This is a genomic window from Streptomyces sp. NPDC126497 (assembly GCF_040302425.1).
GTDB lineage: Bacteria > Actinomycetota > Actinomycetes > Streptomycetales > Streptomycetaceae > Streptomyces.
On the sequence record NZ_JBEORT010000031.1, the window covers coordinates 47773 to 62599 of the forward strand.

Consider the following 14827-nt stretch of genomic DNA (forward strand, 5'->3'; position numbering starts at 1 on the left):
GCCGGGCACCCGTGGCCCTCGGGGCGCTCACGTGTGCCCACGACGGCCACCACCCTAGAGCCCCGGCCGGAGCCCGGCGCGATCAGCCGCCCGCTCGTAGCACGGCTGCGACAATCGGCCCGGCCGCGTCGCCGCCGTGGCCGCCCTGCTGGGCCATGGCGGCCGCCGCCACGTCGTTCCGGAAGCCGGTGAACCAGCTGTCGGAGGTGGCGCCGCCGTCGACCTCGGCGGAACCGGTCTTCGCGCCGATGTCGCCGCCGAGCCCGGACATGGCCTCCCGTGCGGTGCCCCGGGTGGCGGTGAGCCGCATCATCTGCGTGAGCTGGGCGGCGGTGCCCGCCGGGAGCCCCTTCGCCCGCGCCGGCTGCCGGCCGTCGAGGTCGGGGGAGACCAGGTACGGCTGGCGGAAGGCGCCGGTGATCGCGGTGGCCGTCACGGAGGCCATGGTCAGCGGGTTCATCTGCACCCGGCCCTGGCCGATGGCGTTCGCCGCGCGGTCCGGGCCGGCGACGGCGGGGACGCTGCCGTCGAAGGAGGGGATACCGGTCGTCCAGTCGTCGCGGCCGAGGCCGAACCGCTCCTGCGCCTCCCGGGTGAGCGAGGCGTCGTCGAGCGGCTCCTCGTCGACGAGCTTGATGAAGGCCGTGTTGCAGGAGCGCAGGAAGCTGTCGGCGAGGCTGGCGCCCTCGTTCGGCTCCATGCCGGGGAGGTTCTTGAAGGTCTGGCTCTGCCAGGTCGCGGTGGGCGGGCAGGGCGCCGGTTCGTTCATCGAGGTCACGCCGTTGTCGATGAGCATGGCAGCGGTGATGATCTTCATGGTGGAGCCGGGGGCGACCTGGCCCTGGAAGGCCGCGTTGAACCCGTCGTCGCGGTGGTTGGCCACCGCCAGCACCTCACCGGTGCTCGGCCTGACCGCCACCACCGACGACTCGGCGTACTGCCGCACCGCCTTCTCGGCCGCGGCCTGCACTCCGGCGCTGAGGGTGGTGCGCAGCCTGCCCGGCCTGCCCTCGGCGAGGGTGAGCAGCGGGGTGTCGGCGGCCGCGTCCGTGCTCCCCCCGGTGTGCCTGATCACCAGCTCGACACCGGGCGAGCCGCCCGCCTGCTCGCCGTACTTCCGGCGCAGGGTGTCCAGGACCGGCCCGAGCGAGGGGTACTCCTCCTTCGTCAGCACCGTGCCGTCGCGGTCCACCGCCTCGATGGGCGGCTGCGCGGACTCCTCGGTGACGAGGGTGTCGCCCTCCCGCAGATCCGGATGGACGACGGACGGCCGCCAGTCGACCAGCGCCCGCCCGGTGGTCCTCCCGCGCACGACGGTCAGCTCGCTCCTGTAACGCAGCGCCTTCGACTTCCCGTCGTACGAGACGGTCGCCCTCACCGTGAACGGCACGGTGGCGCCGGCGGCCGTGCCGGGCGTTATCTCGACGTCCCCCACGCGGGCGTCGTCGCCGTACGCCGTCAGCAGCGCGCCGGCCTCCTGCGCGTTGTTCGTGTACGACGCCGCCCGCGCGGCCTCCCCCTTCTCCCAGGCCGCGAAGAAGCCCTCGACGGCCGCCTCGACCTCCCCCGCGTCCGGCGGTCCGGTCCTCGCCGTCCCCGCGGCGCTCGAGCCGCTCCCCCCGTCACCGCTCACGGCGGACACGATGTTGTAGGCGCCGTACCCGGCCCCGCCCAGCATCACCGCGAACACCCCACCGATGACGGCGGCCTTGACCCCCTTGCCCATGGGACGCTCCCCCTCCGCCGGACCCCCGCATCTTATGAACGCGTTCAAAAAGCCCGGTGGGTCAGCACTCTATGCACGGCGGGCGCCGACCGGGACGGCTGTTTCCGTTTGTTGTCCGAACAGAGACCGGTCCGGCCGCGGCCGGTGCGGTGACCGGCGGGCGCGGGGGCCGCCGTACCGGCCGGTCACCCCGGTGAGGCACACTGCCGGGGCACATCGGGCGAGAAGAGGACGGAGAACCGGGTGGGAGTGCGCGGTTGGTGGCACAGTCGCAGGGCCAACGCCCGGATCGAGCGCATCGTCGACGCGGTGAACTCCGGACGGGCCCTGGTCGCCGACGCCACCGCTTACGAGGCGTCCGGAACCGGCCAGGGGGTCGCGGGTGTGCTGGAGGTCCACGACGACCACGTGCACTTCAAGGCCAACTCGGAACTCACGGTCCCGGACGGCGGCCGGCGGACCTCCCGCTCCCGGATCGCCGGGGTGCGGGACGGTGACGGGCCGGGTGAGCTGGTGATCACCTTCCACGCCCCGGGGCCTTTCCGGGCCGTCGTGGTGACGCCTGTGATGCACGGGGACAAGTGGCGCGCCCTGGCCGCCGGCTGAGCGGGAACGGACACGGAGCACCCCACCGGCCGGACGGCTGCCGGCGACCGGCGACGACCACGGGGGCACGGCACTCCGCCGCACCCCGCGGGACGTCCGCCGGCTAGACCCAGGTGTCCAGCCACATCCGCGCCCGCCAGTCCTCGATGGGGATCGGGGTGCCGGTGTAGATCGGCCAGAAGTAGATGAAGTTCCAGACGATCAGCAGGGTCAGGACGCCCGCGGCCGTCGCGCCCGCGACCCGGCGGGCCTCGGTGGAGCGGGGCGGGCCGACCAGGGCGCCCAGGAGCATCGCCACGGCCAGGCAGAGGAAGGGCAGGAAGACGACGGCGTAGAAGTAGAAGATCGTGCGCTCCTGGTAGAGGAACCAGGGGGCGTAACCGGCCGCGATGCCGCAGGCGATCGCCCCGGCCCGCCAGTCGCGGCGCAGCAGCCAGCGCCACAGGACGTAGAGGATCGCGAAGCAGGCCGTCCACCACAGCATCGGGGTGCCGAGGGCCAGCACCTCGTGGGCGCACTTCTCGGCCGCGTCCACCGGGCAGCCGTCCGTGCCGGGGGCCGGGGACTCGTAGAAGTAGGAGACCGGGCGGCCGGCGACGATCCAGCTCCACGGGTTGGACTCGTAGGGGTGCGGCGAGGACAGGCCGACGTGGAAGTCGTAGACCTGGTTCTCGTAGTGCCACAGGCTGCGCCACCAGTCGGGCAGCAGCCACGACCAGGCGCTGTCCGCGCCGTCCTTCGCGGCCCAGTCGCGGTAGTAGCCGCCGGTGCCGTCGGCCGGGGAGAGGATCCAGCCGATCCAGGAGGCGAAGTAGGTGACCACCGCCACCGGGACGGTCGACAGGAACGCCCACCCCAGGTCGCGCCTCAGGACCGCGCGGCGGGGCCGGCGCGCGCCCGCCACCCGGCGCGCGCCGACGTCCCACAGCACCGCCATCACGCAGAACGCGGCCATGACGTACAGGCCGTTCCACTTCGTGCCGATCGCCAGCCCCAGCATCAGGCCCGCCGCCAGCCGCCAGGGGCGGAAGCCGATCCGGGTGTGCTCGGCGGTGTGCGCGTCCGGGCGGACCCGGCCGTCGGGGTCCGTCGGCAGCGCGGCGGCGAGCCTCTCCCGCGCCCGGTCCCGGTCGACCAGCAGACAGCCGAACGCCGCCAGCACGAAGAACATCAGCACGCCGTCGAGCAGCGAGGTCCGGCTCATCACGAAGTGCAGTCCGTCCACCGCCATCAGCGCGCCCGCGAGACAGCCGAGGAACGTGGAGCGGAACAGCCGCCGGCCGATCCGGCACAGCATCAGCACGGAGACCGTGCCGAGCAGGGCCGTCATGAACCGCCAGCCGAACGGGTCGAAGCCGAACATCAGCTCGCCCAGCCCGATCACGTACTTGCCGACCGGCGGGTGCACGACGTACGCCGCGTCCGTCGGGATCGGGACCGGACCGCCCGAGAGGATCAGATCGTTGGCGTTCTTCTCCCAGTTGACCTCGAACCCGCGGTGGACCAGAGCCCACGCGTCCTTGGCGTAGTACGTCTCGTCGAATATCACCGCCTTCGGGCTGCCCAGGTTCCAGAACCGGAGCACCCCCGCCAGCAGCGTGACCAGGAGCGGGCCGCCCCACCCCGACCAGCGGGTGATGCGCCCGGCGAGAACCGGCGGCACCCCGAGCGTGTCCCACAGCCGCTTCGACGGCTCCGCGTACGGCGGCACCAGCCGGTCACGGACGTCGCCCTCGCGGACCTCGGCCTCGGGGCCGTCGTCTCTGGCACGGCCCGGCGCCGGGTAGCCGAAACGGCGCAGCCGCTGCTGCCACGACGGCCGCTCTTCGTGCGGCGGCGGGTCCTGCCGGATGTCCGTGGAGGACGCGGTACTGGTCACCGCGCCATCGTAGGGAACGGCGCTGTGCGAGTCCCGCGCATGGCCGGTATGCCCCGGCCGCGTCCGGTACTGGGAGGATGGAGCGGTGACCGGAATCCTCGTACTCGCAGGCACCCCCATCGGCGACGTCTCCGACGCCCCGCCCCGGCTCGCGGAGGAACTCGCGGGCGCCGACCTCGTCGCCGCCGAGGACACGCGGCGGCTGCGCCGGCTCACCCAGGCGCTCGGCGTCACCCCCGGGGGGCGGATCGTGTCGTACTTCGAGGGCAACGAGTCCGCCCGCACGCCCGAGCTGGTCGAGGAGCTGGCGGGCGGCGCACGCGTGCTGCTGGTGACGGACGCGGGGATGCCGTCCGTGTCCGACCCCGGATACCGGCTGGTCGCCGCGGCCGTCGAACGGGGCATCAAGGTCACCGCCGTGCCGGGGCCGTCCGCGGTGCTCACCGCGCTCGCCCTGTCCGGGCTGCCCGTGGACCGCTTCTGCTTCGAGGGGTTCCTGCCCCGCAAGGCGGGGGAACGGCTGGGGCGGCTGCGGGAGGTGGCCCAGGAGCGGCGCACCCTCGTCTACTTCGAGGCCCCGCACCGGCTCGACGACACCCTCGCCGCGATGGCGGAGGTGTTCGGCGGGGAGCGGCGGGCCGCCGTCTGCCGGGAGCTGACCAAGACGTACGAGGAGGTCAGACGCGGTCCGCTGGCGGAGCTGGCCGCGTGGGCGGCGGAAGGCGTGCGCGGGGAGATCACGGTGGTGGTCGACGGGGCGCCGGAGAAGGGGGCCGAGGAGACCGACGCGGCCGAGCTGGTGCGGCGGGTGCGGGTGCGGGAGGACGCCGGGGAGCGGCGCAAGGAGGCGATCGCGGCGGTGGCGGCCGAGGCGGGGCTCCCGAAGCGGCAGGTGTTCGACGCGGTGGTGGCCGCGAAGAACGCGGAGGCGTGACCGGCTCCGGGGGCGCACCACGGCCTCCGGGCAGACCGGCGCCCGCGCCGCTTCCGTAGGATCGGGGCATGCCTTCGAACGCCCCCGACAAGAACGCCGCCCCGCCGCTCCCGGAGCCCCTGCGGGTGCCGGTCGCGGACTCGCACACCCACCTCGACATGCAGTCCGGCACCGTGGAGGAGGCCCTCGCCAAGGCCGCGTCGGTGGGCGTGACGACGGTGGTGCAGGTCGGCTGCGACCTCCGGGGGTCCCGCTGGGCGGCGGAGACGGCGGCCGCGTACGACGCCGTCCACGCGACGGTCGCGCTGCACCCCAACGAGGCCCCGCGGATCGTCCACGGGGACCCCGACGGCTGGTCCCGGCAGGGCGCCCGCACGCCCGGCGGGGACGCGGGACTGGACGAGGCGCTCGCCGAGATCGACCGGCTGGCCGCGCTGCCCCAGGTCAGGGGCGTCGGCGAGACGGGCCTGGACTACTTCCGCACCGGCGAGGAGGGCAAGGAGGCGCAGGAGCGGTCCTTCCGCGCCCACATCGAGATCGCCAAGCGCCACGGCAAGACCCTCGTCATCCACGACCGCGACGCCCACGCCGACGTCCTGCGCGTGCTGAAGGAGGAGGGCGCCCCCGAGCGCACCGTCTTCCACTGCTACTCCGGGGACGCCGAGATGGCGGAGATCTGCGCGGGCGCCGGGTACTACATGTCGTTCGCCGGCAACGTCACCTTCAAGAACGCGCAGAACCTGCGGGACGCGCTCGCCGTGGCCCCGCTGGAACTGGTCCTGGTGGAGACCGACGCGCCGTTCCTGACCCCGGCGCCGTACCGCGGGCGCCCCAACGCCCCCTACCTGGTGCCGGTGACCGTGCGCGCCATGGCGGCCGTACGGGGCGTCGACGAGGACACCCTGGCCACCGCCCTCGGGGCGAACACGGCCCGCGCCTTCGGGTACTGAGGTCTCCGCGGCCGGGACGGCCCCGGCCGCCCCGTACCCTTGTCCCGTGACCAGCCCCACCCCCGACGCCCTCCTGGGCCCCGCCGACGTCCGCGAACTGGCGGCCGCCCTCGGCGTACGGCCCACCAAGCAGCGCGGCCAGAACTTCGTCATCGACGCCAACACGGTGCGCCGTATCGTGCGCACCGCCGGAGTCCGCCCCGACGACGTGGTCGTCGAGGTCGGGCCGGGGCTCGGCTCGCTCACGCTGGCGCTCCTCGAGGCCGCTGACCGGGTCACCGCCGTCGAGATCGACGACGTCCTCGCCGCCGCGCTGCCCGCCACCGTCGCCGCCCGCATGCCCGGGCGCGCCGGGCGGTTCGCGCTGGTCCACTCCGACGCGATGCACGTCACCGAGCTGCCGGGGCCCGCCCCGACCGCGCTGGTCGCCAACCTGCCCTACAACGTGGCCGTCCCGGTGCTGCTGCACATGCTCGAGAACTTCCCGAGCATCGAGCGCACCCTGGTCATGGTCCAGTCGGAGGTCGCCGACCGGCTCGCCGCCGCACCCGGCTCGAAGGTGTACGGCGTGCCCTCGGTCAAGGCCAACTGGTACGCGGAGGTCAAGCGGGCCGGGGCCATCGGACGGAACGTCTTCTGGCCCGCGCCGAACGTCGACAGCGGGCTGGTCTCACTGGTCCGCCGCGCGGAGCCGCCGAAGACCACCGCCTCCCGGCGCGAGGTGTTCGCCGTCGTCGACGCCGCCTTCGCCCAGCGCCGCAAGACGCTGCGCGCGGCGCTCGCCGGGTGGGCGGGATCGGCGGCCGCGGCGGAGGCCGCCCTGGTCGCGGCGGGGGTCTCGCCGCAGGCCCGCGGGGAGTCCCTGACCGTCGAGGAGTTCGCGCGCATCGCCGAGAACGCCGGGAACGCCGGGAACGCCGAGAACAAGGAGCAGGGCCGGCAGTGAGCGTCACCGTCCGCGTCCCCGCCAAGGTCAACGTCCAGCTCGCGGTCGGCGCGGCCCGCCCCGACGGCTTCCACGACCTGGCCAACGTCTTCCTCGCGGTGGGGCTGTACGACGAGGTCACCGTCACGGCGGCCGACGAGCTGCGGGTGACCTGCGCCGGTCCCGACGCCGCCCAGGTCCCGCTGGACCGCACGAACCTCGCCGCCCGCGCGGCCCTGCTGCTCGCCGAGCGGTACGGCCGGGACCCGGACGTCCACGTCCACATCGCCAAGGACATCCCCGTCGCCGGCGGCATGGCGGGCGGCAGCGCGGACGGCGCGGGGGCGCTGCTCGCGTGCGACACGCTGTGGGGGACGGGCGCCTCGCGCGAGGAGCTCCTCGACATCTGCGCCGAGCTGGGCAGCGACGTGCCGTTCAGCCTGGTGGGAGGGGCGGCGCTGGGCACCGGGCGGGGCGAGAGGCTGACGGGGCTGGAGGTCGGCGGAACCTTCCACTGGGTGTTCGCGATGGCCCCGCGGGGGCTGTCCACGCCGGCGGTGTTCCGGGAGTTCGACCGGCTGGGGGAGGGACGGGAGATTCCGGAGCCGGTCGCCTCGCGGGAACTGCTCGACGCCCTGGCCGAGGGCGACGCCGACGCGCTCGCCGCCACCGTCTCCAACGACCTCCAGCCGGCGGCGCTGTCGCTCTTCCCCGAGCTGGCGGACACGCTCGCGGCGGGGCGCGCGGCGGGAGCGCTGGCCTCGCTGGTGTCGGGGTCGGGACCGACCACGGCGTTCCTCGCCCGGGACGCGGAGGCGGCGGAGGGGATCGCGGGCGCACTGCGGGCCTCCGGCACCTGCCGCGACGTGCGCACGGCGTCGGGGCCGGTGCCCGGGGCGACGGTCGTCTGAGGGGTCGGGGCCGCGCTCCGACCGCGATCGGTTCGATGTCGACGGAGGAAGGCTTCATGGTTCCTCCCGTGGACGGGGCCCCGCTGCCCGCCCCCTGCGGCAGCCGTCCGCCTCCGATCACGCCATCACGGAGAGTGACGATCTCCCGGCGCGCCGACCGCCGCCCGGAAGGCCCTACGCTTGAAGGCTGATCGATCCACCGGGCAGGAGAGAAATGGCCGTCAATCTGGTCAATGTCGAGAACGTCGGCAAGGTGTACGGCACGCGTGCGTTGCTCGACGGGATCTCCCTCGGCGTCTCCGAGGGGGACCGGATCGGGGTCGTGGGGCGCAACGGGGACGGCAAGACCACCCTCATCCGGATGCTCGCCAAGCTGGAGGAGGCCGACACCGGGCGGGTGACGCACTCCGGCGGGCTGCGGCTCGGGGTGCTCACCCAGCACGACTCCCTCGACCCGGCCGCCACCGTGCGGCACGAGGTCATCGGGGACATGGCCGACCACGAGTGGGCCGGGAACGCCAAGGTCAGGGACGTACTGACCGGGCTGTTCGGCGGACTCGACCTGCCGGGGTTCCCCAAGGGCCTGGACACGGTCATCGGGCCGCTGTCCGGCGGTGAGCGGCGGCGCATCGCGCTCGCCAAGCTGCTCATCGAGGAGCAGGACCTGATCGTCCTGGACGAGCCGACCAACCACCTCGACGTCGAGGGCATCGCCTGGCTCGCCCGGCACCTGCGCGAACGCCGGTCCGCGCTCGTCTGCGTCACCCACGACCGCTGGTTCCTCGACCAGGTCTGCACCCGCATGTGGGACGTGCAGCGCGGCGACGTGTACGAGTACGAGGGCGGCTACTCCGACTACGTCTTCGCCCGCGCGGAGCGCGAGCGCATCGCCGCCACCGAGGAGGCCAAGCGGCAGAACCTGGTCCGCAAGGAGCTGGCCTGGCTGCGGCGCGGCGCCCCCGCGCGGACGTCCAAGCCGCGCTTCCGCGTGGAGGCCGCCAACGAGCTGATCAGGGACGTCCCCCCGCCGCGCGACAGCAGCGAGCTGATGAAGTTCGCCTCCTCACGGCTCGGCAAGACGGTGTTCGACCTGGAGGACGTCACCGTCCAGGCCGGGCCCAAGGTGCTGCTCGAGCACGTCACCTGGCAGCTCGGACCCGGCGACCGCATCGGTCTGGTCGGGGTCAACGGGGCGGGCAAGACGTCCCTGCTGCGGGCGCTCGCCGAGGCGGCCCGGAGCGAGGGGGAGGCGCAGCCCGCGGGGGGCCGCATCCGCGTCGGCAAGACGGTCAGGCTCGCCTACCTCTCCCAGGAGGTCGCCGAACTCGACCCCACCTGGCGGGTGCTGCAGGCCGTGCAACAGGTACGCGAGCGCGTCGACCTCGGCAAGGGGCGCGAGATGACCGCCGGGCAGCTGTGCGAGACGTTCGGGTTCGGCAAGGAGAAGCAGTGGACGCCGGTCGGGGACCTGTCCGGCGGTGAGCGGCGGCGGCTGCAGCTGCTGCGGCTGCTGATGGACGAGCCCAACGTCCTCTTCCTCGACGAGCCCACCAACGACCTCGACATCGAGACCCTCACCCAGCTCGAGGACGTCCTCGACGGCTGGCCCGGCTCGATGATCGTCATCTCCCACGACCGGTTCTTCGTCGAGCGCACCACCGACCGGGTGTTCGCCCTCCTCGGCGACGGCACCCTGCGGATGCTGCCGCGCGGCATCGACGAGTACCTGGAGCGGCGCAAGCGGATGGAGGAGGCCGCCGCCGTGACCTCCGCCGCGGCCGCCGTGCCCCAGGGCTCCGCCCCGGAGCGCAGCGCCGCCGACCAGCGCGCCGCCAAGAAGGAGCTGCAGAGGATCGAGCGCCAGCTCGACAAGGTCTCCGAGAAGGAGACCAAGCTGCACGCCGCCATCGCCGAGCACGCCACCGACTTCGCGAAGGTGGCCGAACTCGACGCCGAACTGCGGGAACTGGCCGGACAGCGGGACGAACTGGAGCTGCGCTGGCTGGAACTGGCCGAGGACGCCTGAGCCGTCCCGCCGTCCGCGCACCGGGGGCGCGTGGCGTGAAGGCGGCGCGCCGTGCTTTCCCGGGGGGATCCCCCCCCCGGGCCCCCTGCGCGTAACAGGGGCATCACGGGCCGGTTCTCCCTTGGGAACAGGGGAGGACGCGGCCCGGTGGCGTGTCGGTACCGGGTGATACAAAGGGGCCAGTCTGAGAAACGTCTGCATACGACTCTGGGTTCATCGCGTCCCTCAGGGCGTGGCTAGAAATCAGTGAGTAAGGGGGAACGCGCTGATGACTCAGCCGCCCGACCAGCCGCCGCAGGGTGGCTTCGGAGCACCGCAGGATCCGCCGCCGGGAGGTGGTTTCGGGCCTCCGCAGACCCCCCCTCCGCCCCCGCAGGGCCCGCCGGCCGGTGCGCCGCAGCCCGGATACGGCCCTCCGCAGCAGCCGGGACCGTACGGCTCCGGGCCGTACGCCTCCGGACCCTACGGCCTGCCGCAGCAGCCGGGGCCCTACGGGCAGCCCGGGTACGGATACCCGCCGCAGCCGCAGTTCCCCGGGGCGCCCGGCACGCCGCCCGGCGGGTCCGGCTCCCGCAACCCCTTCAAGGGCAAGACCGCCATGATCATCGGTGCCGCCGTGACCGCGCTGCTGGTGGTCGGCGGCACGGTGTGGGCCGTCTCCGGCGGTGACGGCGAGAAGGACAGGAAGCCCGTCTCCCGGCAGACCGACGACCCCGAGCCGAGGGGCAGTTCCGGCGCCCCGGTCAACCCGGGCGACGGCAGCGGCGACGGCGGCGAGGACCCCGAGGACCTCAACGAGGGCCGCCGGGCCGGTGAGTCCAGGGTGCTCTGGTACAAGGAGGCACCCGACGCCCCCGGTTCCGGCGCCGACGCCCCCGGCATGTGGATCACCGACAAGACGGCCGTGAAGGCCGCCTACAAGGAGATCTTCGCCTACGACGTCGGCGACGGGAAGCCCGCCTGGGACACCCTCGCCTTCCCGCAGAAGATCTGCGCGGTCACGCAGGAGACGACGTCCGACAACAAGGTCGTCGTCGCCCACATGAGCGGCAGCAGCGACCGCGCCAAGTGCAACCAGCTCCAGCTCGTCGACCTCGACACCGGTGAGAAGGGCTGGAAGCAGGAGGTCGCCGACGGCGCGCTGTTCGACTCCGTGCTCTCCATCGAGCTGTCCCTCACCGGTGACACCCTGATGGTGGGCCGCTCGCAGTCCGGCACGGCGTACGACGTGACCAGCGGCAAGAAGCTGTTCGACGCGAAGAAGTACGGCGACGCCCCCTGCTTCCCCGCCGCCTTCGCGGGCGGTGAGCGGCTGCTCCAGGTCGCGTCCTGCGGCGCCGGCGGCACCAACGAGCACGACGAGCTCCGGGAACTCGACCCGAGGACCGGCAAGGTGAGGTGGACCCAGAAGTTCGACAAGGGGTGGCGCATCGAGCGCGCCTACTCCGTCGACCCGGTGGTCGTCTACAGCACCAACGAGGACAAGAAGGCCTGGAACATATCCGCCTTCACCGGCGGCAGCGGGAAGTTCCGCTCCGAGGTCACCGTCGACGAGGACTTCGCCCCCGGCTGCGGCTGGGCCATCCTCGCGCGCGACCTCGGGGGCTGCGAGGGCGTCGTCGTCGACGACGACACCCTCTACCTACCCACCGAGGCGACCACCGGGGCCAACGAGATCGTCGCCATCGGTCTCGACAACGGCAAGGAGCGGTGGCGGGTCAAGTCCCCCGCCGAGGAGTCCATGCAGCCCGTGAAGATCGAGGGCGGCAAGCTCATCGCCTACGTCGAGCCGTCGTACGACGCGGGCGGCCAGGTCGTGGCCATCCCGGTCGGCGGCGGCGACCACAAGCCGGACCGGCTGATGCAGAACCCGCAGGGCGTCGCGGACATCGAGAACGGCTTCTTCAGCAAGTCGATCGACTGGGCCGACGGGCGCTTCTACCTCTCGACCACACGGCTGACCGGGAACGACGAGTCGAAGGAGAAGCTGATGCTCGCCTACGGCAGGTGAGGTCGCGGCTCGTCTCCTTCCCGTCGCCCGTCCTCCGTCGTCCCCCTTCCTCGAGGTACTCACGTCATGACCCAGCCGCCTCCGCCGCCCCAGCAGCCTCCGCAGCAGCCGGGGTTCGGGCCGCCCCAGCAGCCGCCAGCACCCCAGCAGCCGCCCGCGCAGCAGCCGTCGTCCGCTCCCGGCGGGCCTGACCTCAGCAAGGCTCCGGAGCCCGGGTACGGGTATCCGCAGACCCCGCAGGCTCCTCCGGCCGCTCCGCAGCCTCCGGTGACGCCGCCGCCGGCTCCGCAGGGGCCCGGGTACGGGTACGGGTACCCGCAGCAGCCGCCGGCCCCGGGGTACGGGTACCCGGGGCAGCCGCAGCCGGGGCCGGGGCCGTACGGGTATCCGCAGCAGCCGGGGCCGTACGGGCAGCCCGGGTACGGGTACCCGCAGCCGCCGACCATGCCGATGCAGCCGCAGCCGGGGGGCGGTGGCGGGAAGAAGTTCAACGCGCAGATCGCCATCATCGTCTCGGCGGTCGCGGCCATCGCCCTGATCGTCGGAGCCGGTGTCTGGTACGCGTCCTCGACCGGCAAGGACGACGACGACAGGAAGACCACCGCGGAATCCGGTGGCACCGGCGGCGAGGACGGGAAGAACGGCGGCGCCGGGGGCACCGGGGGCACCTCCTCGGAGGCCCGGGAGAAGGCCCCGGCGGAGACCGGCTCCAAGGTGCTGTTCCAGGTGCCCGCGCCCAGGACCCCCAAGGACGTCACGAGCATCTCCACCGCCGGCTCCTGGCTGACCGACACGGTGTACGCCAAGAGCGGGATCGCCGAGATCGTCGGCTACGACCGAACCAAGGGCACCGAGAAGTGGACGATCGACCTGCCCGGACCGGTGTGCGAGGGCAGCGGCCGGACCACCGAGGACAACAAGACGGCGATCATCTTCAAGCCCGCCATGCCGACCAAGAAGAACCCGCAGTCCTGCACGCAGGTCGCGGTGATCGACCTGGAGGCGGGCAAGGAGGTGTGGACCAAGACGGCCAAGTCCGGCACCATGCCGGTCAGCTTCAACAACGTCACGATCAGCGGCGGTACCGTCGCGGCGGGCAGCACCAGCGGCGGCGCCGCCTGGGAGGTCGCCTCCGGCAAGCAGCTGTGGGCGCCCAAGACGTCCGACTCCTGCTACGACTCCGGGTACGGCGGCGGCGCGAAGCTCGTCGCGGTGCGCAAGTGCGGCTCGTACGAGCAGCGGCAGCTGCACATCCAGACCATCGACCCGAAGAGCGGGAAGGTGGTCACCGAGTACAAGATGGACGAGGGCATCGAGTACGCCGCGGTCGTCTCCACCGACCCGCTGGTCGTCGCCGCCGACGTCAACGACTCCGCCGGTGACGGCAGCGGCATCTCGGACTTCTTCTCCATCGACAACAAGACCGGCAAGCTGCGCACGCGCATCTCCGCGCCGGGCGAGGAGTACGCGGCCCGCTGCGACGCCATCTACAAGCTCGAGAAGTGCAGCGGGCTGACGGTCGGCAACGACCGGCTGTACATCGCGACCGAGGAGCACGAGGGCAGCGGCGAGTCGTACGTCCAGACCAACGAGATCGTCGCCTTCGACCTGGCGACCGGCAAGCAGACCGGGCAGCGGGCCGACGCGGGCGACGGCTACACCATCACCCCGCTGCGGATGGACGGCGGCAACGTCCTGGCGTACAAGCGTCCGCCGTACGACAAGGGCGGGCAGGTCGTCAGCATCGACGGGGGCACCTTCAAGCAGACGACGCTGATGGAGAACCCGGCCACGGAGACCGTGCGGGACGTCGAGTCGCGGATGCTCCCGGAGTACGCGGAGATCCTGTTCTCCCGGGGCGGCCTGTACATGTCCGGTGTCTACGCCAGTGACTTCTCGTCGGCTTCGGACGAGAAGGAGTACCTGGTGATCGCTTTCGGTACGAGCTGATCATCCGGTTTCCGCGTTCCCGCGGCCCCGTCCCTGGTCAGGGGCGGGGCCGCAGGCGTGTCGCGGCTCCTTCGCCCGTCACCGTCCGGTGCGAGAATTTCGGCGGTCCGGGGCGATTCTCGCCGGTAGGGGGAGCGCGACGTCGAACAAGCGTGTAGCTTCCGGGGGCATCCGGGGGTGCGCTTCTATGGGGGGTTGGTTGTTCGATGGGAGTGCGGCTGATGGTGGTCGACGACCACCGACTGCTCGCCGAGGCGCTGGCCTCGGCGCTGAAGCTGCGGGGGCACCGGGTGCTGGCGGCGGCTGCGCCGGCCGTGGGCGCGGCGGACCTGGTGATCAGCAGGGCGCCCGAGGTGTGTCTGCTGGGGACGGCGGCGCCGGCGGAGGCGGGGGCGTTCGATCCGGTGGTGAAGATCAAGCGGGAGCGGCCGCAGGTGGCGGTGGTGGTGCTGGGGCCGGTGCCGTCGCCGCGGGGCATCGCGGCGGCGTTCGCGGCGGGGGCGTCGGGATACGTGCGGCACGACGAGCGCATCGAGGGCGTCGAGCGGGCGATCATGAAGGCGCGGGCGGGGGAGGCGGCGGTGGCGCCGCAGCTGTTGCAGGGGGCGTTCGGGGAGTTGCTGAACCCCACCGCGCAGCCGGATGACGAGGGTGCGCGGCTGCTGCGGATGCTGACGCCCCGGGAGGTGGAGGTGCTGGTGCGGGTCGCCGACGGGGAGGACACCCGGCTGATCGCGGCGGGCATGGGCATCGCGCCGTCCACGGCCCGGACGCACGTCCAACGGGTGCTGATGAAACTGGGTGTGGGCTCCCGCCTGGAGGCGGCGGCCCTGGCCGCCCGGACGGGCCTGCTCGACCGCGTGGGGCCGGTGGGGGGCGGCTGACCGGTCCCCGTGCCCGCGGCGCGGC

General features: G+C 73.1%; 11 protein-coding genes. 9 read left to right on the forward strand and 2 right to left on the reverse strand.

Annotation, left to right across the window (positions count from 1 at the left end; translation table 11 throughout):
* Positions 1 to 82 precede the first annotated feature (82 nt).
* Positions 83 to 1726 carry a penicillin-binding transpeptidase domain-containing protein gene (locus ABTY20_RS16050; protein WP_351997627.1) on the reverse strand — a complete coding sequence of 548 codons (1644 nt, stop codon included), beginning with the start codon at positions 1724 to 1726 and terminating at the stop codon, positions 83 to 85.
* Positions 1727 to 1969: 243 nt separating this feature from the next.
* Between ABTY20_RS16050 and ABTY20_RS16055 the strand changes: the two genes are divergently transcribed.
* Positions 1970 to 2332, forward strand: a complete 363-nt coding sequence (locus ABTY20_RS16055; protein ID WP_351997628.1) for a hypothetical protein — start codon at positions 1970 to 1972, stop codon at positions 2330 to 2332.
* Positions 2333 to 2435: 103 nt separating this feature from the next.
* Here the strand turns inward: ABTY20_RS16055 and ABTY20_RS16060 are convergent, their stop codons facing one another.
* The gene (locus tag ABTY20_RS16060) at positions 2436 to 4211 is read right to left on the reverse strand and encodes a dolichyl-phosphate-mannose--protein mannosyltransferase (RefSeq protein ID WP_351997629.1); all 1776 of its coding nucleotides are present in this window, start codon (positions 4209 to 4211) and stop codon (positions 2436 to 2438) included.
* 85 nt (positions 4212 to 4296) lie between these two features.
* On the opposite strand from ABTY20_RS16060, the gene rsmI reads away from it, so the two are divergent.
* The 8 genes from rsmI (at position 4297) to ABTY20_RS16100 (ending at position 14802) form a co-directional block, all read left to right on the forward strand.
* Entirely contained in the window at positions 4297 to 5145 is an 849-nt protein-coding gene (gene rsmI / locus ABTY20_RS16065; RefSeq protein WP_351997630.1) for a 16S rRNA (cytidine(1402)-2'-O)-methyltransferase, read from the forward strand.
* Between the two features lie 68 nt (positions 5146 to 5213).
* The gene (locus tag ABTY20_RS16070) at positions 5214 to 6095 is read left to right on the forward strand and encodes a TatD family hydrolase (RefSeq protein ID WP_351997631.1); all 882 of its coding nucleotides are present in this window, start codon (positions 5214 to 5216) and stop codon (positions 6093 to 6095) included.
* A 46-nt stretch (positions 6096 to 6141) separates the two neighbouring features.
* On the forward strand, positions 6142 to 7041 hold the full coding sequence (gene rsmA / locus ABTY20_RS16075) for a 16S rRNA (adenine(1518)-N(6)/adenine(1519)-N(6))-dimethyltransferase RsmA (protein WP_351997632.1): 900 nt from the start codon (positions 6142 to 6144) through the stop codon (positions 7039 to 7041).
* A complete protein-coding gene (locus tag ABTY20_RS16080) occupies positions 7038 to 7931 on the forward strand; it encodes a 4-(cytidine 5'-diphospho)-2-C-methyl-D-erythritol kinase (protein WP_351997633.1) in 894 nt (297 codons plus the stop codon). Before rsmA ends, ABTY20_RS16080 begins: the two co-directional genes overlap by 4 nt.
* A 214-nt stretch (positions 7932 to 8145) precedes the next feature.
* On the forward strand, positions 8146 to 9957 hold the full coding sequence (locus tag ABTY20_RS16085; protein WP_351997634.1) for an ABC-F family ATP-binding cassette domain-containing protein: 1812 nt from the start codon (positions 8146 to 8148) through the stop codon (positions 9955 to 9957).
* Between the two features lie 268 nt (positions 9958 to 10225).
* Positions 10226 to 11968, forward strand: a complete 1743-nt coding sequence (locus ABTY20_RS16090) for an outer membrane protein assembly factor BamB family protein (RefSeq protein WP_351997635.1) — start codon at positions 10226 to 10228, stop codon at positions 11966 to 11968.
* Between the two features lie 66 nt (positions 11969 to 12034).
* On the forward strand, positions 12035 to 13918 hold the full coding sequence (locus ABTY20_RS16095) for an outer membrane protein assembly factor BamB family protein (protein WP_351997636.1): 1884 nt from the start codon (positions 12035 to 12037) through the stop codon (positions 13916 to 13918).
* Between the two features lie 206 nt (positions 13919 to 14124).
* Positions 14125 to 14802, forward strand: a complete 678-nt coding sequence (locus ABTY20_RS16100) for a helix-turn-helix transcriptional regulator (protein WP_351997637.1) — start codon at positions 14125 to 14127, stop codon at positions 14800 to 14802.
* Positions 14803 to 14827: the final 25 nt, after the last annotated feature.